The organism is Bradyrhizobium sp. 141, from assembly GCF_023074055.1.
GTDB lineage: Bacteria > Pseudomonadota > Alphaproteobacteria > Rhizobiales > Xanthobacteraceae > Bradyrhizobium.
The window spans coordinates 52,370-77,092 of sequence record NZ_JADPKR010000057.1; the positions used below are offsets into that span (position 1 = coordinate 52,370).

Sequence of the window (24,723 nt, forward strand, 5' to 3'; positions counted from 1 at the left end):
GTTAGCCGAGCTCCTTTGACCAGTTGATCGCCTTGACGTAGATGCCAAGGGGATTTTTGCGTAGGCGATCCAGATCGCGAGGCATTTCCACGACGATGGTAAGGATCGCAGTCCACCGTTCCGTTGCGGCAAGTTGGCCGTTGTCGTAGCGGCGCTCGATCCAGGCGAGGCGAAAGCTCTCAGGCGAGGCTCGGATGACGCTCGAGACCTCGATCGCGATTTGCGTCTTTCCGAGCTTGGCGAAGGGGTCGTTGTTGCGGGCATAGTCGTTGAGCGCGGCGGCGCCGCGATCGGTCGTGAAGTCGTAGGCACGCAGCCAGTTCTCGCGGAGGACAATCGCGTCCATCGGCAGGCCGCGGACGTGCTCGATGAAGCGCGCCAGGTGAAACGCTATTTGAGGGTCCGTCGGCTGGTAGGCAGCATTTGCAGGGGCAACTGCTTTCGCTTCACCCAATTGATCGACCTCAACCACCCAGGGCGTGATCGTGCCATGGGCTGATTGCCAAACCAGAGCTCCAGCAAAGCCCGCGGAGAGGAACAGGCAACCGAATGCCATGAGCCGCCAGTTCTTGGCCTGGACTCGTGCTGCACCAATGCGGTCATCCCAGACTTGAGCTGCGCGTTGATAGGGCGTGACCGGCTCCGGCGTGCGGCCATAGTGAACGGCCGATCGTTTGAACATTTGTGGACCTCAAGGCGTGGTTGGAAATGGATTTGGAGAGACAGCGAACTCAGCGATTGTCTTGTGAGAGGTCGACCGATGCGCCACTCCCGCCGTGATCGCCTGACCGAACCGCGTGCGTGGTCGCTGATGCTCCATGCTGGATGGTCTGCGCCCGCTTCATACGCCGAACCCAGGCTGGCGGACTGTCGGGCGCGGCCGAGGAGCCCCCCTCCTCCTGACCGACTTGACCAGCCCCTCGCCCAAGGCCGGCTGCGAGCGAACGCAAGGGACTTGCCGCGCCTGGCGCGCTCGCCTCGACGCCGGAGCTTCCCGCCCGCAACATGTTCGTCGCGCCACTTGCAATCGCGCTTCCACCGCGCAGCGAGCCCGCAATCGCGCCTGCAGCAAGACCTGCAGCGCCGGCGGCAACGCCAGCTCCTGCCGCGATCACCCCACCGGCAGCGAGGCCCGTGCCGACAGCGGTGCCTGCGCCAAGCTGCGGACCTCCGGAGACGATGCCATTGGCGATACCGGGGCCGAAGATGCCAAGGCCCAAGAGGGCGAGCGCGCCCAGGACAAGTGCCATCGCATTCTCGATGGTCGGCTGGTTGCCGCCAAAGCCGCCCGTGAACTGCGAGAACAGGGTCGATCCGATGCCCACGATGACGGCAAGGACCAGAACCTTGACCCCCGATGAGATGACATTGCCCAGCACCCGTTCGGCCGCAAAAGCGGTCTTGCCGAACAGGCCGAAGGGGATCAGGACGAAGCCGGCAAGTGTCGTCAGCTTGAATTCGATGAGGGTGACGAACAGCTGGATCGCCAGGATAAAGAACGCGAGCAGCACCACGATCCAAGCAAACAGCAGGACCACGATTTGCACGAAATTCTCAAAGAAGCTGACATAGCCCATCAGCCCAGAGATGGAGTCCAGGATCGGCCGGCCTGCATCAAGGCCTACCTGCGCAATGCGGCCCGGCCTTAGGAAATCTGCTGACGAAAGGCTTGTCCCTGAGGCTTTCAGACCTAGCCCCGCAAAACTTTCGAAGACCATCCGGGCGAGGTTATTCCAATTGCCAATCAGGTAAGCAAAGACGCCGACAAACAAGGTTTTCTTGACCAGCCGGGCGATGATGTCCTCGTCCGTTCCGAACGACCAGAACAGGCCAGCCAGGGTGATGTCGATTGCAGCCAGCGTTGTGGCGACATATCCAACTTCGCCCCCGACGAGACCGAATCCGGAATCGATGTAGCGGGTAAAGGTTTCCAGAAACTGGTCGATGACGCCCGTGCCGCCCATGGCTCACTCGCGTTGGCTCGGAATGGAGGAAAAGCCGGACGGGAGGCGACTTTCGTCCTTACGCGGGACTGGAGAGGGGAATGGCGCCGCGCCGGTCCGGCTATCCGAACCATCAATTGCCCTGCTTCCGCCTAAGAACTGATTGCGCTGCTCGGCCCAGATCTTCTGGCATTCAAGCAGAGCATCTTTCTGCTCGTAGGTGACGGTACGGCATTGCTCGAGCTTTGCTGCAGTCACATCCGGTTTTGAGGCCAGAGAGACGGAAGACTGGGTCGCGCTCTCGTCGGTGCGCAGGCGAATGGCGCAGGCGGCAACCAACAGGACAGCAAGACCAGCTGCTGCCGCGACAGGTAGTCGTTCAAATCGTATTTTCATGATCAGTGGAACATCTGCACGGTTGTCGGTTGATAGTTTTGGCCCGGGCTGAGAAAGCGCCGCAGTTGCTCCCTACCCTGCTCCTGCGCTGCAGCCCGCTGGGCGGATTCGAGCGTCTGTGCGCGACCTTGCGCGGCAACAGTCGCCGTAAGGTCCGCAAGCTGCTGGGCTTGCAGCGCAAGGAGCTGGTTGCCGGCCTGACTTGCCTGGAGCGCCCCCGCTGCGCCCTGGCTCGCCGTCACGAGGGCGGACATCTGGGTGCGGTTGGCGTCGAGATTGCCGACAACGCTCGCTTGGACCCTCATGGCGTCCTGCAGCCCGGCAACTGAGTTCTGCCAGCGTGTTTGGGCATTTGCGACCAGGAGCCCATCGGACATGCTCGCGGATGCCGGCGCATAGGTGGTGGAAAACGCGCGATCGATCTGCTGGACGTCGTAGGCAATCCGCTGCGCCTGCGAGAGTAGCTGCTGGGTGCGCTGAATCGACTGCTCGAGCTGTTGCAACGATGAATAAGGCAGGCTCGTCAGGTTCTTCGCCTGGTTGATCAGCATCTGCGCTTCGTTCTGGAGCGAAGTGATCTGGTTGTTGATCTGCTGCAGCTCACGCGCGGCCGTCAGCACGTTCTGAACGTAGTTGTTGGGATCGAACACGATCCACTGCGCCTTCGCTTCGCGGGGCGATTGGATCATGGTCATGGCGATGATACTTGCCGCCAGAATCGGCCGGATGCGGTTCATCAGAGCGCTCCTTGTTGGGCGAGCTGCGGAATGAGATTGCAGGCCCAGCCGAGGTCGCGCGCCTTGAGCCAACCGGTGACGAACTCGTCCCTTCCGTGTTCGGCAAGCACCCGATCGACGAGAGCCTGGTCGGCTTTGGACGAGGCGGCCACGAAGGTGAGCGCGATTTCGCCAAGTCCGAGCTCGAAGAGGCGGTTGCCGCGTCGAGATTGGCAGTAATAGTGTCGCTTGGGGGTGGCGCGGGCGAGGATCTCGATCTGGCGGTCGTTCAGCCCAAAGCGCCGGTAAATCGCCATGATCTGCGGCTCGATGGCGCGATCGTTTGGCAACAGGATCCGGGTCGGGCAGCTCTCGATGATGGCAGGCGCGATTTTGGAGCCGTCGATATCGGCGAGCGACTGGGTCGCAAAAACGACGGAGGCGTTCTTCTTGCGAAGCGTTTTGAGCCATTCGCGGAGCTTGCCGGCAAAATCGGCATCATCGAGCGCGAGCCAGCCTTCGTCGATGATGAGCAGTGTCGGACGGCCGTCTAAGCGGTCCTCGATCCGGTGAAACAGATAGGCCAGAACTGCGGGCGCGGCAGAGGTCCCGATCAATCCGTCAGTCTCAAACACCTGGACGGAGGCTTTACCCAGCCTTTCGTGCTCGCCGTCCAGCAACCGCGCGTATGGCCCACCGAGGCAGTAGGGCTGCAGCGCGCGCTTGAGAGCGTTGGATTGCAGGAGAACGGAGAGCCCAGTCAGCGTCCGCTCGGCAACCGGCGCCGAGGCGAGCGAGGTCAACGCCGACCAGACATGATCCTTGGTCTCAGGCGTGACCTCGATCCGCTCGCGCGACAGGATCGATGCGATCCAGTCGGATGCCCAGCCTCGCTCGCCGAGATCGTCGATGCGCGCGAGCGGCTGGAGGGCGACGAGTTCTGACGGATCGAGCGCGCCGCCGAGATCATGCCAGTCGCCGCCCATGGCGATGGCCGATGCGCGGATCGAGCCGCCGAAGTCAAACGCAATGATCTGCGCCGCGCTGTAGCGGCGGAACTGCAGCGCCATGAGCGCCAGCAGGACCGACTTGCCGGCGCCCGTGGGTCCGATGACCAGCGTGTGGCCGACATCTCCGACATGCAGAGAAAACCGGAATGGCGTGGAACCTTCAGTCTTACCGAAGAACAATGGGGGCGCCTTGAAGTGGTGATCCCTCACCTCTCCGGCCCATACCGCAGATAGCGGGATCATATGGGCGAGGTTCAGGGTCGAGACCGGCGGCTGGCGGACGTTCGCGTAAGTTTGTCCCGGCAGGCTGCCGAGCCAGGCTTCGACGGCATTGACCGTCTCGGCCATGCATGTGAAGTCCCGGCCCTGGATGACCTTTTCGGCGAGGCGGAGCTTTTCGTCGGCTGCGCGCGGATCCCTGTCCCAGACCGTGACCGTTGCCGTGACGAAGACCTCGCCGATCTGATCCGAACCCAATTCCTGGAGCGCACTGTCCGCATCCATCGCCTTGTTGTGGGCATCGGTATCCAAAAGCGCGGAGGCCTCGTTCGTCATCACCTCCTTCAGGATCGAGGCGATCGACTTGCGCTTGGCAAACCATTGCCGCCTGATCCTGGTGAGGAGCTTTGTGGCATCTGTCTTGTCGAGCATGATCGCCCGCGTCGACCAGCGATACGGGAATGCCAGCCGGTTCAGCTCGTCGAGAATCCCGGGCGTGGTCGCAGTCGGGAAACCCACGAGCGTCAGAACGCGCAGATGCGCTTCGCCCAGCATGGGTTCAAGACCGCCTACCAGCGATTGATCGGCCAGCAACGCATCGAGATACATCGGGATTTCTGGCACGCGCACACGGTGCCGTTTGGTCGAGACCGTCGAATGCAGGTAGGTCAGCGTTTGCTCGTCATCAAGCCAACCGCATTCCGGCATGAAACCCTCGACGAGCTGCAGGACGCGGCCAGTCCGGTCGACAAAGCCGGCAAGCACCTCGCGCGCATCCGCTCCCGCAGCGCGATGGCTGCCCTCGTACAGCAGGCGCTCCGCCACGGCCGCACTCTCTGCCGGAGGCAGATAGAGGAAAGTCAGATAGTAGCTCGACTCATAGTGGCTGCCGGCCTCCTCGAATTGCGCTTTCCGCTCCGCATCCACCAGCGCCGAGGCGACGTCCGGGAATGTATCAGGCGGATAGCGTCCTGCCGAATGCCGCTGCGCCTCGACGAAGACGGCCCACCCCGATCCGAGGCGACGGAGCGCATTGTTGAGGCGGCCTGCGACAGCAACCAGCTCGGCAGACACTGAGCTGTCGAGATCCGGCCCTCTGAACCGGGCCGTTCGCTGAAAGGATCCATCCTTGTTGAGAATGATGCCCTCATCGACCAGGGCCGCCCAAGGCAGGAAGTCGGCAAGGCGCGTGTTTGAACGGCGATATTCGGCAAGATTCATCATAGGCAACTCTAGGACCTGAGGTGGCTTGGAATACGGACGTGCCGGCGCACGACTTCCACGAAATCGGGATCGCGTTTTGCGGCCCAGATGGCGGCCATGTGGCCGACGAACCAGAGGAAAAGGCCGGCAACCCACAGGCGCAGCCCAAGACCGAGTGCCGCCGCTAACGTGCCGTTGGCGATCGCCACGGCACGCGGCGCACCGCCCATCAGGATAGGCTCGGTGAGCGCACGATGCACGGGCGCGATAAAGCCTGCGACAGGCTCCTCCATTAGATCACCACGCCGCCGCCGAAGGAGAAGAAAGACAGAAAGAAGCTTGATGCCGCAAAGGCGATGGACAGACCGAACACGATCTGAACCAGGCGACGAAAGCCACCAGACGTGTCGCCAAATGCGAGCGAGAGCCCGGTCACGATGATGATGATGACCGCGATAATCTTGGCGACGGGACCCTCGACCGATTGCAAAATCTGGTTGAGCGGTTGCTCCCACGGCATATTTGAGCCAGCGGCGCAAGCCGGGATACTGCTCAGCCAAAGGGTCACAATTGCCGTGGCCGGAATGCTGGCGCGGCGGAGGGATGAAGGCATCGTCATGACCGGTCTCCAATTGCAGAAAGGCTGTAATCACCTGATACTCCTAAGCCGGTGACGCGGGCGAGCTCGCTCAAGCGGCGTTCGGCGCCGCGGCCGCTGAGCACCGCGATCACGTTGATTGTTTCGGCGATAAGCGGCCGGGGGACTGTGACAACAGCTTCCTGGACCAACTGCTCGAGTCGGCGTAGCGCCCCGAGCGCCGTTCCGGCATGGATCGTGCCGATTCCGCCCGGATGTCCTGTGCTCCAGGCCTTGAGCAAATCGAGCGCCTCGGCTCCGCGCACCTCACCAATGGGAATTCGATCGGGGCGCAGACGAAGCGACGAACGGACCAGGTCGGAGAGCGAGATCAAGCCGTCCTTCGTGCGGAGCGCCACGAGGTTTGGCGCCAAGCACTGAAGCTCGCGCGTATCTTCGATGAGAACTACACGGTCAGTCGTTTTAGCCACCTCGGCGAGAAGGCCATTGGTCAGTGTCGTCTTGCCGGTCGAGGTGCCGCCGGCGACCAGAATGTTCTTGCGCGCGCAAACTGCATCCCTCAATGCACCGGCCTGATCCGGCGTCATGACGCCGACTGCGACGTAATCCTCGAGGCTGAACACGGCGACCGCCGGCTTTCGGATCGCAAATGTTGGCGCGGCAACGACCGGCGGCAGCAGCCCCTCAAAGCGCTCCCCCGTCTGGGGCAGCTCGGCAGAAATCCGTGGGCTCCCGGGATGAACCTCGGCACCCACGTAGTGAGCCACCACTCGGATGATTCGCTCTCCGTCAGAGGGGGATATATTCTTGCCAGTATCCGTAAGGCCGCTGGACAGTCGGTCGATCCACAGTCGGCCATCGGGATTGAGCATCACCTCGACGATTGCCGGATCTTCCAAAAACCCTGCGATGGCGGGCCCCAACGCGGTACGCAGCATACGCGCTCCGCGCAAGTTCGCTTCTGAATCAAAAGAATGGATCGCCACGATTTGCCCCAAGCTGCTGAGGCCGCTTCGGCGCCCTCATCTGAAGGCAAATAAAAGATAGGTCGTGTGTTACCGCAACAAAGGGAATATGCCGTTCGTAGTCTAGCGTAGAGAAAGGAACATTTGAAAAGAGCGCCGGCTTGACGCGCCGACCCCTCGGCGGCGAGGCGAGAAATCAGCAATGACCAATGATCCGGAGCTTACTATTTTTACGCCTCTCCCGGTCGCGGTGTTTGCTCAGGCTCCGTTGCTTCTCCTGAACCACTGTCGCTCCCTCGCATGGGCACGATCGAGCTCCCGCTTTTTGAGGAAGCTCAAACCCGGGATAATGAACCATATCAGCCGGCGGGCTGCCGCAGGCACCAATGCCGACGCTGGTCTGGTGCACCACCTGAGCGTAATGCCCCTGCACCATTCCCCCTGGAATCAGGCTGGCCTAGTACTGCACGACGATTTCCAACGCAGAATGCAGGCATTCAAAGAGTGATTTCTAGTCCGCAATGGCCGAGCTGAGATCGCAGATCTACTTGAGCTGCGCGTGTAGCGAGACATGGTCGAGTTCACCTTCCCACCACGACACAAACACCGCGGCAATACCGTTCCCGATGATGTTGGTAAGCGCGCGCACCTCGCTCATGAACTTGTCGATCGAGAATACGATCGCAATGCCCGGGACGAGGTCAGGACTGACCACGGTCAACGTTGCGGCCAGGGTGACGAACCCGGCACCGGTAACACCACTTGCGCCCTTCGAGGTGAGCATCGCCACAACGAGTATCGTGAGCTGCTGGCCGAAGTCGAGATCGACCCCGAGCGCCTGCGCGATGAACAAGGTCGCCAACGTCATGTAAATGTTGGTCCCATCCAAATTGAAAGAGTATCCTGTCGGCACCACCAGGCCAACGACCGGCTTGGAACAGCCCAGCCGTTCGAGTTTTTCCATCAACTGCGGCAGCGCGCTTTCGGACGACGACGTTCCGAGCACGATCAGTAGCTCATCCTTGATGTAGACGATGAACTTTAGAACAGAAAAACCGACCAAGCGCGCGACCAGACCAAGCACAATGATCACGAAGAGCCCGGCTGTCACGTAGAACAGCGCAACCAAGCCGATGAGTTTACCGAGCGCGGACGGTCCGAATTCGCCGATAGTGTAGGCCATGGCGCCGAACGCCCCGATTGGCGCTGCCTTCATTACGATCCTAATGACACCAAACACCGCGTGTGCAGCATCGTCGACCAGACTGCGCATCCGCTCACCCCGCTCGCCAAGCGCCATCAGCGAGAACCCGAATAGGATGGCAAACAGCAGCACCTGTAGCACGTCGCCTCGGGCCAGAGCGCCAACTACGCTATCCGGAATAATATTGAGGAGGAAATCGACCGCCTTCTGCCCTTCCGCTCTTTTGACGTAGTTGGCTACCGCCGCGCCATCAGCCCTGGGAGCGAGCCCATGGCCGGCCTGAACGAGATTGCCCATCACGAGACCCAGGATCAGCGCGAAGGTTGACACGATCTCGAAGTAAAGCAGCGCCTTGACGCCGACACGGCCGACCTTTCGTGCATCCTGAACATGCGCAATTCCGGACACAACAGTGCAGAAGATGATCGGCGCGATCACCATTTTGATCAGCTTGATGAATCCGTCACCAAGCGCTTTGACCCAGCTGTTCGTCCCCACAGCAGGCCACAACCAGCCAACGAGAACGCCAATCAGGATCGCGATGAGTACCTGGATATAAAGTACATTGTACCAGGGGCGAGATGGCTGGAACAGGGCGGCGGCTTTGACAGAGCGGCGCTGGCGGTGATTGTACATCACGCTCGACCCGGCGCCGTGGTACCAAAGAGGGGGGACAATGAAGGCACGGCTTCGCTCAGTGTTCCCTTAGCGCGGCGCGCACAGGGCACTGACCGCTCTAAACAACCCCGTCCGTCGCCACGGTTTGCCGCCTCTCCCGAATGGGCTTGCGGCCAACGCGAAACGAAGTCCTGAATCCCTTCTGAAACCAGCGGTAAAAACTTGAGAAAGCTTCCTTGAGAGTTGGAATGCATCAGCGTCACCACCCATTTCTATCTTTTTTAGTTGTTCGAAGATGCCACCAGCATCTTATAAGACGCCACCTTTAGCAGCCGGCGACCACTCTTCACCTGGACAGGCATTCTCGCCGCTATCGCGCCGGATCGCGACCTACGTTGAAGAAACATTCACCGTAAAGAACTTGTGGTGGTGCGGCTCGCCTGCGTTCACCCCTCACTCGTCCTATCCTCACTTCAGGTGATGCCCCGACATTCCCAAAGGCATCGACTTTGATCGCAAAACCACAAGGCCGAGAGGACATGGCCAGCAGCATTGCTCACGCTGCCTCCCTTGGCGATCCCGGTTGCGGCTTTTCGGGAGCTGTGTTTTGCGGTGTCGAACAACACTCCTCGTAACAGAGCTTGTCACTCCTGTAGCTCGCCAAGGCGTGGAGGGAGCACTGCACGAGATCCCGTTTCGCTACATCCGAGGCAGGCGCTGCATCCAGCCATTTCAGCGCCACCTCGACCAATTCGATCGCGCGATCCCTGTTACCGGTCTCGTAATAGTACCGAGCGACCGCCCCGTACGAGAGGAACTTCGCGCCCTCGCTGCCTTGGGGCGGATTCGCCGCCAAGATGTGTTCGGAGAGGTCCTTGCCCATGGCAAAGCGCTCGGCATGTGGGAAACCGGAGTAGTCTTTCGCGGGGTCGAAGAGTTGGCGGATGGCCACGCTCATCCAAACCACGGATTTCTTGTCGATCGCATCGCGAACCAATTGGCGCAATACCGCCAGGCCCGCCCGCATGTCGCGTATCTTGTGAAGCAACAGTTCCGCGTGAAGCCCACGGAAGGTGACATCGTCCGGCATCGCAGCGAGTGCCTCCTCAACCCCTGAAAGGGCTGCCGCCCAATCCTTACTATTCATGGCGGCTTCAAGTCTGGCAAAGATCGGCTCCACCAGCGCTCGCTTCTGCGATAGTTCGCGCTTTCTGCGTCGACCCGTAGTTATCCTCTCCGCATCCAGGGCTTTGGCTTCGTCGCTCACTGCCCAGGAGCCGTTCAGAACTTTGGGCAACGCGTTATCGAGTTGCGTCGGATGGCCGATAAAGGCGAAGCGGCCGTCACGATCGACCACGAATGACGAGGGAATCCCGACAGAAAAGCTGGGATCCATCCAAAGCTTGTTCATTTCGCCGGAGTAGTCGAATGCGATCGCGAAGTTCAGATTTGGCAAGCTCTTCGTCAACCAAGCGTCCAAGCTGGCTCGCGCTTCATCTGCCGTCGAAGCTTGTTCGTGAGCCGCGATGCCTACCACCTCAACTCCGTTGCTCCTGTATTTGCTTTGCAGGATCACCAAATTCGACATCGAGGCGATACATGGTCCGCACCACGTCGCCCAAAACTCGATGATGTATACTTTCCCAGGTTCGAACGTTGTAACGGGATGGCCACGTAGCCAGTCCTCAACTTTGATGGAGGGAGCCGGCGAACCGACTCTCAGCACATTCTCCGCACCGACTTGACTTGCGCTCTCAGTCAGACTGGTCATTGCTCAAATTCGCTTTACCTGGCTCTGCGGAGAACAATAGCAAGTCGCATGCCAGCCATCGCTCATTGGTATTTACGCATTTTTCGTATCATTCCTGTCGACCTTGCGACGCTTGTCGCATATCCGACCAGCTGTTTGGAGCTTCTCAGGCAATCAGTCGGCCGGACGTTCTTGAAGCGCCTGTAGACCGACGAGGCGGGAAGCCATGCAGAAGGCCGAGTTCACCACTCCACATCTTGATCGGTTTCCAGGATAACCATTTCGGCGCTCGGGATCGCGACGTGAACTGACCTGCTTTGGCCCGTCGACTTGCGCTTGACGGCGATCTCAGATTTCCATTTCAACTCTATGAGCCAAGGGGCGATGAACCAGACCAGGGCGACCAGCTGCAGCACAACATTGATACTGAACGCCGTCTGATACGCGATTGAGGGGTAGTGTCCGTCCTTTGCCGGCCATTGCTCGAGAATTAACCCCGTCCCGTATTGGACGAGGAAAGCCCACCCGAAATGCAGAACGTTGAGCACGCCGTTTGCGCGCGCGATCAATTGAGCTGGAAAGTAATCTCCGATGATCGCGTAGCTGAGGACGATTGCTGATCCGACCATCGCCACAATGATCCACGACGGTAGGGACAGGAATGGCGGATGCAATATCAGCGCGAGTTCGGCTGCAATGAACACAGCAGCTATGATTGCGAGCAACGTTTCAATGTCCTTGCCATGCCGGCGCAACGAATCGGCGACCACGCCGAGCAGCAATGCGCCAATGCTTAGGGCTATCGCCATGACGAGCAATTGTGTGACAAGGCTTGTTCGGTCCAACCCTTCCACATCGCTCAGCCAGGACGCTGCCCACAAGGACTGCAGGGCCCACGCGGATCCGATACATGTTGAAGAAATCGGCGCAATTCTCCAGAACCGTCCATCCGTATAGACGGTCTTCAGGCTGACCGTCTCTGGAGGGCTCTTCGCAGTTGCCTCATGCTCTGGAACCAAAAAATAGATCGAAGCGGCCGCGGAGGCACTGGATGCGGCAAGCAGCTCAAATAGACCGCGCCAGCCTATCCAGTTAAGCAATGCCTCGGCTGGTGCAGTTGCCGTTACCGCGCCCAATGCACCCAGCATGATCATACAACCGTTGACGAGCGCCACGCGCTCTCTCGGAAACCAGAGCACGACTGTTTTCAGGCCAGACATGAGGGAAGCTGCGGTGCCAAATGCTATCATCGCGCGAGCAACCAGAAGCGACAGAAGTCCACTCGATAATCCGAAAAGCGCAGCGCCTGCGGCAGCCAGCAGCAAGAGCGCACCCTGGACTCGGCGCGGACCGAAGCGATCCAAGAGCATGCCCATCGGAATCTGGCTGCCGGTAACGACCAGAAAGTAGATCGAGCCCAACAGCCCCAAATCGGCCGTACCAAGCTCCAATTCAGAGGCGAGGCGGCCACAAATGAGCGTGTTGATCATCCGAAACAGGTAGGAAAGATAATATCCCGCGGCAAAGGGAAGGAACACGCAAGAGATGATCCGCCAGCTCCAACCCCGGTTGACCGGCTTCTCGCCTGATATCAGCCCAGCGGCATCGCTGCGCGTGTTGCTCGGAACGCGACCACTGGCTTTAACACAAGACGTTTGGCAGCTGTCGAAAGTTAATATTGCTGCCGCCCTCCTCGGCGACAGCACACGCTTCTGAGTTTTCACCTACGACGGCCACACAGTGGCGTTCTTCTTCAACTGGCGCTCGTGGAACGGCGCGTGACGCTCCGCCGCCCATTTCAGACCCGGATCGGCTGGAATTTCCCGAGCGATCAATTGCCTCCTGCAGCAAGGGCCGGCCAAACCGTACGCGACGATCGACCTGCTCGGCAAACGCCTTGAAGCGCTCGAGCCCGAGTACGCACGCCTCGTCCTGCTTGGATGGCGGCATCGGCGGCGTCAGCGTGAGGTGGTATCGCGCATGGAGAGCCACTATTTCCGCGATCATCGCGATGTCCGTCCGCAGACTGAGCACCTGCTCATTCGTTCGCTCGATCGCCTCGTAAACAAGACCCTCTATAGGCGGCGCCGGATCCAGGAAGCGCTCAAGAGCAGCCTCGACGACGAGGCTCTTGCCCATTCCAGGGCGGTCAGTCGCGGCTTGGAGTCGCTGGAAAATGCACTCAGAAAGTTGACTCGTCATCTTTCTGGTCTGCTGAGCTTCGCTTGGACTCGGCTGCGCGTCCACCTCAGCTTCATTCCGACTTGAGCTCGGTTCTCCCCGGCGCTCGCCGCTAATCTGCATACTCCAGCTTCCTTCTCTCTGCGACTGCACACCGCCCGCGCTTGCACGCGCGGGGTCTGGATGTTCGGTCGAAACGGATGAATCGCCTGCGATGACGCACGACAAAAGGGCCGAGACCGCATGCCGCTTCAACCGCGGGGACATTCTGGTCGCAGTCTGGCGTACCGAAAGAAAGAAACGGCGGACTCCTAAAGATCAGCGCCAGACGTCTCGTAGCCTCTTGTCCCTCTAGACAGCCAGGTCGCCGACAGACGAGCGATTTCGCGGACGGTGCGTGCACCCCTACTTGAAATCGACAAAGTTACCGATCCAAAAAAAGAGGCGCAGGCGCAATCTAGATGGCGCCCTCGCGCCCCCGACGTCGCGAACGACCCCCGCGGACGCACTGGCGTTATTCCCTGTGGGGGTGATGCGCCTCATAAGAAGCGCACCAGCTCATGCGCGCGACCAAATACACCTGCGCCTCACCGATTTCCGGCATGCATCACCAGCGTGCGATAGGACTTACAACCGTTCGCGTGCCGCGCGTCGAGCCCGGCCCACGGCCGTTGAAACGTATCTGCTGGCCCAGTGCGACCACTCACTTGTCAGGAGGCCTCAGGGGAACTGTCGGCCGCACTGGCAGGCGGGTGGATCGCGCAGCGGGTCCCCCTCGCTATGGCTGCAGACGTAGCGCTCGTTGTGCCCGTCCTCGTCGCCCCCCCGCACTCCGGCTATCCCTTCCGGATCCGATGGAGGACTGCCATGTGAATTGCCCCTGCCGACGGCGAGCTTACTTGCGCCAGATCGGCTGCTACAGGCTCGTCGCAGAACATTCTGCGAAAGGCCCACCCTGCTCGCCTTGACGTCGGAGCCGTCGATGTACCTAAGTGCAATCCTGGTAGCGTTGAGTGAGGGCACATCATGGATGTCGAGTTCTACAGGAGCTTTGCGCAGCGGGCCCGCGATCTGGCCGATAAGGCCGACCCGTTCACGCGAAAGCGGCTTCTGGTGCTGGCCGAGAAATACGATGCCAAGCTCGGCAAACCTTCGCCGGCCAGCCGCAATCTTCAACGCACGCTGCCGCTGCCCCGCACCGTGCCAGCCGTGAGCGCCATCTCCAATGCTGGCGAAGCTTGACGAAGAGCGCCAGCAGCGAGGTCGACTGCGACGCCTGCAGCGGCAGCAAGCATCACCCCTCCAAGGCGCTGGATTTTCCAGGGACGATACACGAACTACACCGGGAAAGGATGCGCACCCAAACTGAGTGAGCATGCCGGATGTCACCCGTCGACCGCCCTCACCGCGCTGCGGTCGCCGAGCAGCTTGCCGGTGGAGGCATTCACGAAATGGACCGAGGAGCATGCCGGACAAACGACCGGCAGATGAGTATCGGGACCGATCTGCTCCAGCCCTGTCAGCAGTTGCTGCACGTTCATGCCCGTGCGCGGGCACCTGAAAAGTACTGATTGCTCCATCCGGCCAGCATAGGCCTGGATACTGCGCCCCGAAACTGCGGTTGTTTACTGAGACCGTGCCGGCGCCTTCCGGAGCACCGTGCGGCGGCAGTTATGAATCTTCATCGCGTCTGGAGGCTGGGTCCAGGACACAGTTTTTCGTATTCTTTGGCCCAGTTCTCAAGCCGCGGGGCTGGGTCCGGATCGTTGAGCGCAAGCGTGGGCACCTTCTCGGCGAGTAATCTGGTTTTATCGTCCTCCATGAAATTCCTAACCCGAATGGGCGCTCGTGTTGCGCAGGATGCTGGATGCCCTTGCATGGAGATCACCGTAGCTTGAGTGCGCGTTCACCTTCAGCCGCCAGCTTCCCCGGCGAGGATCGCCTGGACCTGATCCCACCGCCGTTGGGCGCCACTCGGAAAGACCTGCCATGACGAGCCGTCTCGAGCTGACGATGTGGCCTCCCGATATGAGCAGATCCTCATCGAGGCAACATCCAGATCTCGAGGCGGGGCGCTGCAAGGATGGGCGTGCGGCGGTCAGCGTAACTGTTCGAACACCTGAAGCGAACTTGCCGCTGCAGTGACCAGGTGCGCTGTAGGCTGAAGGTCATTGGCGAGGCTCCGCAGCTAGTCATTTCTCCAATAGAGAATCGGTCTGGATCATGCCGAGCGGCCCGCATGGCCCTGCTGCAAACTAGCTCTTTCTCTTTGCGCATGTGACTCTCGGGCGATTACCTGTATCTCCGGCCATTCGGGTCGAAGCGGGAATGCGCCATCTCCGGTTCGGGCGGCGAGGACCAATAACTCTCAAGAGGCGTCCGCAGCACGGTCCTCGCGGTGAAGGCCGGTAGTCGCCACGCTCCTGGGAGGAACAATCCGTTCATGGACGTGCGAAGAAGGTGTCCGGTCGATCAGGAGGCTGATCAGTTCAGGGCGACTGTAGTGACCGCTTGCATCCATCACTCTCTTGCGCCCGTCGATTTCGATGAAGTCGAGATCCGCAATCACCTCTCCTTCACCTTCCTTCAGGGGCTCGCCTATCAATTGACCATCGGGGGCAACGATAGCGGTGAAGCAACCGCCCGAAATCGGAGCGATAGCAGCGCCCGTGTCGTTGGCAATTTGGGCTTGCTGGTCGGCGTTGAGCCATGCGGTTGCGCTGACGACGAAGCAGGCCGATTCAAGGGCATGCTGTCGGGTGCTCACTTCCGTTTGCTGGGAGAAAAGAGGGCCGAAGATCGAGCCGGGGTACATCGCGGAGTGGATCTGCTCGCCATCGGCAATCAAGGCGTATCTTGCCAGCGGGAGATAATGTTCCCAGCACGCAAGCTGGCCGATCCGGCCGACGGCGCTGTCTACGGCGCGAAGGCCGGCACCGTCGCCCTGGCCCCAGACCATCCGCTCATGATAGGTGGGGGTGATCTTGCGGCGACGCTGGATCAGCGTGCCGTCCGCATCGAACAGGAGCTGAGTGTTGTAGATCGATCCTCCGTCCCGCTCGTTGGCGCCCACGGAAACGACCATTTGGGCGTCCTTGGCGGCATCGCCGATCGCATGCGTCTCCGCAGAGGGTACCGTAAGGGATTGCTCAAGCAGCCTCTGATGCTCCTTGGCAAGCGTGAAGGGCGGCTGGACGAACGAGAAATACGGGTAGTAGGGAATGATGGTCTCGGGAAACGTGGCGAAACGCACCTCCTTCTTGCCCAATTCGCGAATCTTTTTGGTGATCTTCTCGACTGTCCCCTCTCGGCTGTACAACACGGGGCTGATCTGTACGGCGGCTGCCTTGACGATGTTTCTCATTCTCTTCTTCTGCTCATTGTGAGTATCCGAGCGCTGCACTGGACTGGTGTAGAGGACGACGCGGGAGGCTCTTCGAGCACATCGCCAGGGCTTGTTGGACTCAGGGCTGTGTGCGTCTGCCATCGACAGCCACGTCGATGCCGGTGATGTAGGATGCGTCGCCGAAAGCGAGGAAGCTCACGCGCCGCGATCTTCCGTGGCTTGCCCAAGTGTTTCGCGGCTATCTGCTCCAGCAGGACCGTTCCGCGGTCTTGCACGCCGGCCTCGGAAATGCCGATCTTCCTAAACAGCGGGCTTTCGATGACGCCCGAGCTCTCGGCGTTTACCCGAACGCTTCGGCGGATCAGTTGGGCGCCAAGCGCTCGCGTCAAGTTGCAGAGTGCGGCCTTGGATGCCGATACGGCCGATGTTCCCGCGATTCCGACCTGATCGGACAAAGAAGCCGTGAAGCCGATCGCGTTTAGGTTGCGCGCGAGAGGCAACGCCTTCTGAACATTGAAATAGGATCTAGGGAAATCGACGCTTACGACGTCAAAGCTCTGCTGCGTTGTTTCCGCGAGCGAGCCGAGTTTCGCGATTTCGGCATTGGCATCGAAATGGGCTATAATAGTTTCGCGCATTCCTTCGAAGCGGGATAGCCAGCGCGAAAAGCGGCAATAGCCAAGCCTCGCTGTCCGGATAGCTGCGCAATGCCCTGCAGGACTTTGGCTCATGACGCGTTTTCTGCATCGCTTGGCTTATGCATTGAGGGATAAGGCTTTCTGCTTCCTGTGTCGGTAGTCGCGTCGGCTACTGCCGTGGTCGAATCATGCGCAATCATGTAGTACGTGGTGAAGTGGCCGCTCTTGCTGGCGATCTTACCCTTCTTGCGAGTGACGTTGCCCTTCTCACGTTTGGTAATCAGCTTCATCTCGCACCGCTTGGCGATCAGGGGCATCGGGACAAGCTTCCATCCCGTGGCCTTGCGCAACTCTGCTTGTGTAACGCCGTCTTGTCGTGAGGCGAGAGAGCGGATCAGATTGATCTTGGTGTGAGGATGCTTGGCCATCGTCGCCATCCGGGGGAATTGGGCCTCATTCAAACGGCTCCAAGCCAATGTGCTTCTCGTGGCCCAGTTGTCCCTTCCATCGAAAGGAGACGATCTAGTTCCGTTCCTTTGGAATTGTGGAAAACATATTGCAGGCGGTCTCAGGCGTTGCCTGATCGCAATCTGACGTAAACGGATAACGTCGCACCAGTTTGCTGAAGTGTGGGGCAGTGCAAGTTCTCGCATTTTTCGACAGGATGTTCGCATAGTAAGACCGTACAACGTGGATTGCTAACACAGAGGACCTGCGATGCAATTCGCAAAAACTGGTAGGGCAACCATTGAGAAGACCTTCCAGAACTCTGGAGAGGCTTCCGCTTGCTCAAGCAAGCAGCGTTACTCCATTGAGCGGCAGCTCGGATGGAGGCCGGACCTCGTCTCAACTCGCTTCAGATTTCAGCATTCATGTCATGCGGCCTGCTACCCCTCAGATATCTGCTGTCGGTCCCGACCTAACGCGCTCGCTCCGTTCGATTTGGCCCTATCGTTGTTTGCGGCCGAAATGTACTCGGCGCGAGCACCCTCGCAAATTCCCATGTAGTCCTGCATCGTCCGCCCGCTCCGGCGGTTGTTGAATTACTCTGGAATTGCGGCGTTCGAATCGAAGCTCACCTCTTTCAGAACGCTTGATCCGCTGGAAAGCCTTCGGCCAAGCGCTTCAACGAATCGATCATAACGTTCGGCGCCTTTGGCGCGAGCGGCTGGACTGGATTGTTCTGGTAATGCCGGCACCGATGTCAACCAGAAGCGAATGAACAGGGCGAGCGTCTCGAGCGTGATGCTGTCATTGCGTTCGAGACGCTCGAGCAGCCGTGCGATCCGATCCAGCCGCTTGGCAATAGCCGCCTCCCGTTGGTCGGAATCGTCAGGCGAAAGAAACGAGGCGATCGCGGCCTCTGCGACCAGCGACTTGGGCTGGCTACGACGCTCCGCGAAGACATCAAGGGTTCTGAATGTCTGCGGATCAAGGTAGACGCTGAGCTGAATCTTTTTCACCGATTTGGTCCACTCAGAGGTCCATGCCATCGTCAGGGTCGAGGCTGGTCGCGCGCGCTAATCCCTGCATTGCGCGGCTTAGCGCTTGTGCCTGGACCGCATCTGCGTCGGGCTCATCGGGACCAGCATCGAACTCATGTTCCGCGAGCGGTGCCTTGATTTCGATCTCCTCGTGCTGCGGCAATTCTGGCTCGCGCCGCAGCCCCCCGTTCGGATCGCCACGCTTTCGCTGCCGAGGCGCAAGCAGTTCGATCGAGGGCGCAGGGCTTGGGTGCCCTGACCAGTCCTCATCCGGGCGCGAGGACAAGAGAATTGTTCGTGTTCTAGCGGGCCTGAAGATTCGCTTCTGAAATTGCGGGTCCTCATAGTAACGAACCTTGGTGGCACGCAGCGGGTGGAGGCCCGACACCATCACAATCGCCTCTTTCGATGAGAGCTGCATGACTTCGCCGGGCGTCAGGAGCGGACGGGACGTCTCTTGGCGGCTCACCATCAAGTGTCCAAGCCAGGGGCTTAAGCGATGCCCGGCATAGTTTTTCATGGCGCGCAGTTCGGTCGCGGTCCCCAGCGCATCCGAGACGCGCTTAGCGGTGCGCTCGTCATTCGTGGAGAAGGCGATCCGGATGTGACAATTGTCGAGGATCGCGTGGTTCGGCCCATAGGCGCGTTCTAATTGATTCAAGCTCTGAGTGATCAGGAAACTGCGAATGCCATAGCCCGCCATGAAGGCAAGCTGGCTCTCGAAAAAATCGAGGCGGCCAAGGGCTGCAAACTCGTCCAGCATCAGGAGGAGCTTTTGACGGCGCCGGTCGGGATCCAGGCTCTCGGTCAGGCGCCGTCCGATCTGATTGAGGATGAGCCGCATCAGGGGTTTTGTGCGGACGATGTCGGATGGCGGCACGACGAGATAGAGTGAAACGGGCTGCGGTCGATCGACGAGATCGCGAATGCGCCAATCGCTCCGCGCGGTGACCTTAGCGACGACCGGATCGCGGTAAAGGCCCAAGAAGCTCATTGTGGTCGACAGCACGCCCGACCGCTCGTTCTCGCTCTTGTTGAGCAGCTCTCGCGCAGCTGAAGCGACGACGGGATGAACGCGATCACCCAGATGAGGAGTCGCAAGCATCGCATTCAGTGTGGCCTCGATCGGGCGGCACGGGTCCGAAAGGAATCTGGCAACCCCGGCAAGTGTCTTGTCAGCTTCAGCGTAGAGGACATGCAGGATAGCGCCGACGAGCAGAGAATGGCTGGTTTTTTCCCAATGATTGCGCCGCTCGAGCGCCCCTTCGGGATCGACCAGGATATCCGCGACATTTTGCGCGTCTCGTACTTCGCAATCACCACGGCGAATCTCAAGAAGGGGATTGTAGGCGGCGCTTGCCGCGTTTGTCGGGTCGAACAAGAGTACATCTCCAAGGTGCGCGCGCCACCCCGAGGTCAACTGGAAATTCTCGCCCTTGATATCGTGGACGATCACCGAACGCGGCCAGGTCAAAAGAGTCGGAACGACCAGGCCGACTCCCTTGCCCGAACGGGTAGGCGCAAAGCAGAGCACGTGCTCAGGCCCGTCATGGCGAAGATATCGACCATCGAAACGCCCGAGCACAAGGCCATCGTTGCCTAGCAACCCCGCCCGTTTGACCTCGCGCGTATCGGCCCAACGCGCTGATCCGTAAGTCGTGACATCGCGAGCCTCATGCGCGCGCAAGACCGAAAGCACCATTGCTGCGGCGACTGCCGCGATCCCACCGCTCCCGGCAATGGCACCCCCCTGGAGGAATATCGTGGGCGCGTAAGCGTCGAATTCAAACCACCAGATGAAGAAGGCAAACGGCTGGTAGACGGGCCAGGTCCCTAATCTGAACCAGGCCGGTCCAAGCTGCGGCTGGAACGCAAGCTGACAAGCGGTCCATTCGGTCGCTGCCCACACGAAGGTGAACGCGATTAGGCAAACCAGGATCACCTGATGCCAGATGATTTTTGTCGCGGACATGGCTTGCCGATATCGACACCATCGACCTGTTGGCTACAATCAGAGGCTTATGCTTCTCGTACTCGCGCGCGCCCTGGCGAAGGGATCGGCGGGTCAGATCGGCAAGCCGCGTTTGGGCCGAAAAAGATCCCTCGCGTAGAACAGGCCGCCTTAAAGCACCGTCCCAAGCAGCTTCGCGTCATAGGCGCTTGGATGATGAGACAATCAACTCGTACCGTGCTGCCGCTCGAGGCGAACCGGCCCGCCTTCGCGAAGCGAGGCTCCGGGTTATAGATGCCCGGAAGGCTAGCTCGCGTCTGCCCTAAGCTCTCCGTCAAGTGCGCGCGATCAAGAGAGAGTGCGGCGTGCCACAACGCGTTATCGATGAGGCGGGCGTTCCCGGATTAAATCGGCGGGAGGCGGGCTCGCGGAGTACAAGAATCATGCGGGGAGCGTCCCGGCAGGAGCTTGTTTCCGATGGGACGATACTGCCGGGCCGACGGTCACCTAGGTCTGCGTTTTGATGGTTTGAATCATATCAGGCTACTTCGGCGAGTTTATATGACCAGGTGTGGATGACGGGGTGGCGATTTACGTCGTCGATGCCGGCCATAATGCGCTCTTTGAGCTCATGTTTTGAGGTGACCCGGATGTGGCGCAAGACCGACCGGGCGAATTTGGAGAAGAAGCCCTCAATGAGATTGAGCCACGAACCATGCTTGGGCGTGAAGGTAAACTCGAAGCGTCCAGGCGGTCGAGCGTCGAGCCAGGCTCTTGTTTCTCTCGATATGTGCGCAGAATGATTATCGAGGATCAGCTTGATCGCGGTACCGGCCGGATAAGCGGCGTCGAGACGCTTGAGGAATTCGATGAACTCCCGGCTGCGGTGGCGGTCTCTGACGAGCGCATGGACCTTCCCGGTAAGCAGGTCGATTCCGGCCAACAGGCTCAGCGTGCCATGACGTTTGTACTCATAATCCCGCGCAAAGGTGGCGTGGACGCCGGGCTTGGGCGGCAAATCGGGTGCCGTCGTTGCGATGGCCTGGATTCCCGGCTTTTCGTCGTAGGAAACGATCGCCACTCGCTTGATGGCTTTGCGCGACTTGGCGGCGGCTCTCTTCAGAACCTGGACCTCGCGATAAACGCACAGAACCTCCGCCATCTTCTGCTCGAACTCGGCATCGCGACGTTCCAGATAGTAGCGCACCTTGTGCGGCTTGATTTCCTCCTGGCCGAGGATCTTGCACACCGTGCCTTGAACCAGCTTGGCGAGACATTCGTGCCCCACCGTCGGTCCGTGCTCGCGGGCGTGACGTGCCAAAAGCCGCGTCGTCCACAGTTCATGCGGATAGCCGTGCTCCTTGGCCTTGTCGCACGCCAGCGACACCAACCAGGCTTTGGCCTCCGGCGTGATGACCGGTTCTTTGCCCGGCCGTGGCCGATCCTCGATCGCCGCCAGCGGCCCATAGCCCAGCGCCCGCTCCACGCAGCGCTGAACCGTTTGATGGTGAACCCCAACTCTTTGCCCCACCGCACAGAACGAAGGATTCTCGCGATAGGCCAGCAGCATCTGCGCCCGCGATACCCGGCTCGCCGGCTCGGTTCGCGACCGCGAAAGAGCCGTCAATCTTTCAATCTCTCCGTCCGTCATTGCCAATTCGACTGCTCGCCGCCATCCTGCCATGATGCCGCTCCTCGTTTCGCCAACCGCAAAACAAGGAATCCATCATCAAACCATAGGTTCCATGATGCAGATTTCATGGAATCGATCATCTAGATACTCCTGCACATCGGTATCGAGAGAGTCCTCCTCCAGCCGGTCGCCTGTTGGTGCCCTTGGCCAGCCAGATGCTTGGATGTTGTACGTCAGCTGTTGCGGTCTCTCTGGAAACCGGGACAGGCGAACTGGCGTTTGCCAAATCTTCATTGCGCGAATCGAGTTGCACTTCTGCTATCCGCTGTCAAAGCCGGCTTGTGGGCTCGGAGCTCTCCGATTGCTCGCCGGCCTGCCTACGCGGATAACCTCGCGCGAATGCCTCCGGATCAAAATCGAGCAGGTTGAAATCGTTATTCGCCCGCTCGATGACACGCCCACAACTGGGTCCAGCAAACTGGACTCTGGTGGTCGGTGCGCGAAGCGCCGGGGTCTTCTGCAGAGCATCTGACCATCGGCATCCGAGACCAGCACGCAAGGAAGTATCGTCACCGCCATCATGCCACAGCCAGACACCTTCCGATCACTTAAAGATCGAAGGCCCCATGCCGTTTCCGCTACACGGGATGGCCATCTAGATTCGAAGGGTTCTGCTGTGCGATTTAGCCGTTGAGAATCTCAGCGACCTAAGGGTGAACGGCGCTTTTTTCCACACAGCTGCGTCCAGTCGATGATCGAGCGCCACCAAGGTCGAGCGAACCCGGAGGCGAAGAAGAGATAGTTCCAGAACGGTGGACCCTCCATTCGCTATTCGCTGCTCACTATCGCTCCTCTCCCATTTTTCCGCCTCGAGCAATCCACGCGAGGCAACCAAGTCTTCCCTGCCCTGCAATTGGGCGCAGTGCAGCGCCAGGACCTCAGGTCAGAGCGATAGGCCGCGCTTGCGGCCGAAGTCCCAGTCGACGCTGCCTGGACCGGCGATGCCGCTGACCTGTTTTCCCAACTCCCGCTCGAGCGAAGGCGACCAGGGCACAAGCTGAAAGCCGAGGCCGTTGTCGATCATCGCGAAGCGCCCCGAGGCCAGTGACAGGCGTCGACGATAAACCCCCGAAATCTGCTCACCTACATCAGATGACAAGTGCGGACGCCCCGTTTCCTCCATGAGACGTCGTGTGACGACGTCGAGTTCGCGATCGCGGAGGGTTTCGATCAGGTTGCGGCGTAGCCGGACCTTGTTGCCATCGCGCTGGGCGAGCCCTTGGTCGGCCAAAACATCGATGCGCCGTTCAAGTGCTGCACGAACCTCCGCGCCAAACGCATTGCGCGAGAGCTCGGCAGGATCTCGTGCAACGAGCTGCCGGTCTAGCCACGTTGCACCATCCGCCGCGACCTGCTGGTCCAGAACGAGCTCCGAGCGAACCGCGAGCGCAATCCGTGTTCGACCACGGGCGTCCGCAAACCGGCGCAGTTCCACAATCCCACCGATCGGCCCATCGCCGGCCGCCTCGACGTCAGAAAGCTTCACGTGATGCACGCGCCCGTCAATCCCATCGACAATGGCAAAGGCTGTGCCCTTCAGCTCGTCATCAAGCCCGCGCGCGATGAGACGGCCAACGATCGGTTCGCCATGAGTTTCGCCCTCGAGTGCCCAGGATGCGGGGGTGCGGCTGGCGCCGTCCCGCGTGAGGGTTTTGTGCAGCCGCTTGATGATGTCACCGCGCTCGCCAAGCGCGCGCAACCTCGCCTCCGCATCGGCGGCCAGAACCCAGACCGCGGGGCCCCCAGGTTCCGCCAAGCCGAGCCGCTCGAGCGTCCGCATCCGCCCAATCCGAATTTCCCGCAATGGATCGCGCCCGGCCTCCCGCTCGAACCTCAAATCGATAACGCCGTCCGCCGTCCCCGCTTCCCTGGCAAGCGTCCGATCGAGCCTGGTCCAGCGTTCGGCTGTCGTGTCCGCCTCAAGGCTCTGGCGGATCTCGAGCTCCGAACGAGGGCCAAGTTCGCGCGTGACAAGGTCGCTGGCGCGGGCGCGTAAGCCCATAGCGATATAATCGCGGCTGATGACGAGGTCGGCACCGTCATCGGTACGGCCCCGCACGAGGATGTGAATGTGCGGATGCTCGGTATTCCAATGGTCGACCGCGACCCAGTCAAGCCGTGTGCCAAGGTCGCGCGAGGCTTGGTCCATCAACTCCCGGGTGAAGCTACGCAGGCTGGCAAGTTCACCAGCATCATCAGGCGAGACAATGAACCTAAAATGATGGCGGTCACCCTCGCAACGCGTGACGAAGGCGCGACCGTCCGCATCATCCCCCGCAGCGTCGAATAGTTTGCCCGGAGCGCCGCCGCGTGTGACTCCGTCGCGCTGCAGGTAACCGATATGGTTGCGCAACGCGCCCGGCGAACGCATCCGCCGCACCACCCGCGCCTTGACCATAGCGCCGCGGCCGCGGGCGTTGAGGAGCCGTGCCGCAGCGATGCTCGCGGCGCGGCCGCGTCCAAACTTACGGCCGTGGCCATCCTTGCCTCGCGAGAGGCCGCCGGCCTTCTGAGCGGCTGTGAGTACCTGCGCCAGAAATGGTTTTGTCCGGGGCGCGCGCGTGGAACGGATACGGCCGGGACGGATCCGAAGATCATCGTCGCGCGTCATTCCGGCCGCCGCAAGGCATCGAAAACCGTGTAACAACAGCGCCTTGGGGAAAGCTGAACTTTGCTCCGAGTCGCCGCAATGTTTAGTCGATCGTTGAAATCGGTACACTTTCTCGCACAACCGACCGGCCGCACCTTGCGGCTTTTATCCTGCCCTCGGCGGTCGGCTCCCCCCTGCTTCCTCCCGGCCATTCTCAA

At 60.3% G+C, this 24,723-nt stretch carries 22 protein-coding genes; 1 reads left to right on the plus strand and 21 read right to left on the minus strand.

Features of this window, described 5'->3' with window-relative positions; translation table 11 throughout:
* Position 1 precedes the first annotated feature (1 nt).
* The 12 genes from trbF to IVA81_RS16580 form a co-directional block, all read right to left on the minus strand.
* The gene (trbF, locus tag IVA81_RS16525) at positions 2-682 is read right to left on the minus strand and encodes a conjugal transfer protein TrbF (RefSeq protein WP_247319910.1); all 681 of its coding nucleotides are present in this window, start codon (positions 680-682) and stop codon (positions 2-4) included.
* A gap of 49 nt (positions 683-731) precedes the next feature.
* A complete protein-coding gene (trbL, locus tag IVA81_RS16530) occupies positions 732-1,964 on the minus strand; it encodes a P-type conjugative transfer protein TrbL (RefSeq protein ID WP_247319912.1) in 1,233 nt (410 codons plus the stop codon).
* A gap of 3 nt (positions 1,965-1,967) precedes the next feature.
* Complete coding sequence (gene trbK-alt, locus IVA81_RS16535; protein WP_247319921.1) at positions 1,968-2,339, minus strand: putative entry exclusion protein TrbK-alt; 372 nt, start codon at positions 2,337-2,339, stop codon at positions 1,968-1,970.
* Positions 2,340-2,341: 2 nt separating this feature from the next.
* The gene (gene trbJ, locus IVA81_RS16540; RefSeq protein ID WP_247319923.1) at positions 2,342-3,076 is read right to left on the minus strand and encodes a P-type conjugative transfer protein TrbJ; all 735 of its coding nucleotides are present in this window, start codon (positions 3,074-3,076) and stop codon (positions 2,342-2,344) included.
* A complete protein-coding gene (gene trbE, locus IVA81_RS16545; RefSeq protein ID WP_247319925.1) occupies positions 3,076-5,508 on the minus strand; it encodes a conjugal transfer protein TrbE in 2,433 nt (810 codons plus the stop codon). Before trbE ends, trbJ begins: the two co-directional genes overlap by 1 nt.
* Positions 5,509-5,516: 8 nt before the next feature.
* Complete coding sequence (locus IVA81_RS16550; RefSeq protein WP_247319927.1) at positions 5,517-5,780, minus strand: VirB3 family type IV secretion system protein; 264 nt, start codon at positions 5,778-5,780, stop codon at positions 5,517-5,519.
* A complete protein-coding gene (locus IVA81_RS16555; protein ID WP_247278044.1) occupies positions 5,780-6,100 on the minus strand; it encodes a TrbC/VirB2 family protein in 321 nt (106 codons plus the stop codon). The genes IVA81_RS16550 and IVA81_RS16555 overlap by 1 nt, the downstream gene beginning before the upstream one ends.
* A gap of 2 nt (positions 6,101-6,102) precedes the next feature.
* The gene (trbB, locus tag IVA81_RS16560) at positions 6,103-7,023 is read right to left on the minus strand and encodes a P-type conjugative transfer ATPase TrbB (RefSeq protein ID WP_247319972.1); all 921 of its coding nucleotides are present in this window, start codon (positions 7,021-7,023) and stop codon (positions 6,103-6,105) included.
* Positions 7,024-7,594: 571 nt separating this feature from the next.
* The gene (gene dctA, locus IVA81_RS16565; RefSeq protein ID WP_247319928.1) at positions 7,595-8,890 is read right to left on the minus strand and encodes a C4-dicarboxylate transporter DctA; all 1,296 of its coding nucleotides are present in this window, start codon (positions 8,888-8,890) and stop codon (positions 7,595-7,597) included.
* A gap of 538 nt (positions 8,891-9,428) precedes the next feature.
* Entirely contained in the window at positions 9,429-10,643 is a 1,215-nt protein-coding gene (locus IVA81_RS16570; protein WP_247319930.1) for a TlpA disulfide reductase family protein, read from the minus strand.
* A 221-nt stretch (positions 10,644-10,864) separates the two neighbouring features.
* Positions 10,865-12,112, minus strand: coding sequence for an MFS transporter (locus tag IVA81_RS16575; protein WP_247319974.1), 1,248 nt, complete (start codon positions 12,110-12,112; stop codon positions 10,865-10,867).
* 151 nt (positions 12,113-12,263) lie between these two features.
* Positions 12,264-12,824: a hypothetical protein gene (locus IVA81_RS16580; protein WP_247319931.1), complete on the minus strand. Its 561-nt coding sequence runs from the start codon at positions 12,822-12,824 to the stop codon at positions 12,264-12,266.
* A gap of 1,005 nt (positions 12,825-13,829) precedes the next feature.
* On the opposite strand from IVA81_RS16580, the gene IVA81_RS16585 reads away from it, so the two are divergent.
* Complete coding sequence (locus IVA81_RS16585; protein WP_247319932.1) at positions 13,830-14,045, plus strand: hypothetical protein; 216 nt, start codon at positions 13,830-13,832, stop codon at positions 14,043-14,045.
* Positions 14,046-14,188: 143 nt separating this feature from the next.
* Here IVA81_RS16585 and IVA81_RS16590 read toward each other — a convergent pair whose 3' ends face one another.
* The 9 genes from IVA81_RS16590 to IVA81_RS16625 all read right to left on the minus strand — a co-directional run bounded on the left by IVA81_RS16590 (position 14,189) and on the right by IVA81_RS16625 (position 24,526).
* Entirely contained in the window at positions 14,189-14,344 is a 156-nt protein-coding gene (locus IVA81_RS16590) for a hypothetical protein (protein WP_247319933.1), read from the minus strand.
* Between the two features lie 827 nt (positions 14,345-15,171).
* Complete coding sequence (locus IVA81_RS16595; RefSeq protein ID WP_247319934.1) at positions 15,172-16,167, minus strand: nitrilase-related carbon-nitrogen hydrolase; 996 nt, start codon at positions 16,165-16,167, stop codon at positions 15,172-15,174.
* Entirely contained in the window at positions 16,164-16,880 is a 717-nt protein-coding gene (locus tag IVA81_RS16600) for an SDR family oxidoreductase (protein ID WP_247319935.1), read from the minus strand. Before IVA81_RS16600 ends, IVA81_RS16595 begins: the two co-directional genes overlap by 4 nt.
* The gene (locus IVA81_RS16605; protein ID WP_247319936.1) at positions 16,877-17,215 is read right to left on the minus strand and encodes a hypothetical protein; all 339 of its coding nucleotides are present in this window, start codon (positions 17,213-17,215) and stop codon (positions 16,877-16,879) included. The genes IVA81_RS16600 and IVA81_RS16605 overlap by 4 nt, the downstream gene beginning before the upstream one ends.
* 615 nt (positions 17,216-17,830) lie before the next feature.
* Positions 17,831-18,250 (minus strand): CopG family transcriptional regulator, encoded by a 420-nt coding sequence (locus tag IVA81_RS16610; protein WP_247319937.1) that lies wholly within the window; start codon positions 18,248-18,250, stop codon positions 17,831-17,833.
* Between the two features lie 13 nt (positions 18,251-18,263).
* Complete coding sequence (locus IVA81_RS16615; protein ID WP_247319938.1) at positions 18,264-20,243, minus strand: conjugal transfer protein TraG; 1,980 nt, start codon at positions 20,241-20,243, stop codon at positions 18,264-18,266.
* 517 nt (positions 20,244-20,760) lie between these two features.
* Entirely contained in the window at positions 20,761-21,792 is a 1,032-nt protein-coding gene (locus IVA81_RS16620; RefSeq protein ID WP_247319940.1) for an IS630 family transposase, read from the minus strand.
* Between the two features lie 77 nt (positions 21,793-21,869).
* Entirely contained in the window at positions 21,870-21,995 is a 126-nt protein-coding gene (locus tag IVA81_RS40490; protein WP_256469341.1) for a hypothetical protein, read from the minus strand.
* 803 nt (positions 21,996-22,798) lie between these two features.
* A complete protein-coding gene (locus tag IVA81_RS16625; protein ID WP_247319943.1) occupies positions 22,799-24,526 on the minus strand; it encodes a DUF3363 domain-containing protein in 1,728 nt (575 codons plus the stop codon).
* Positions 24,527-24,723 lie beyond the last annotated feature (197 nt).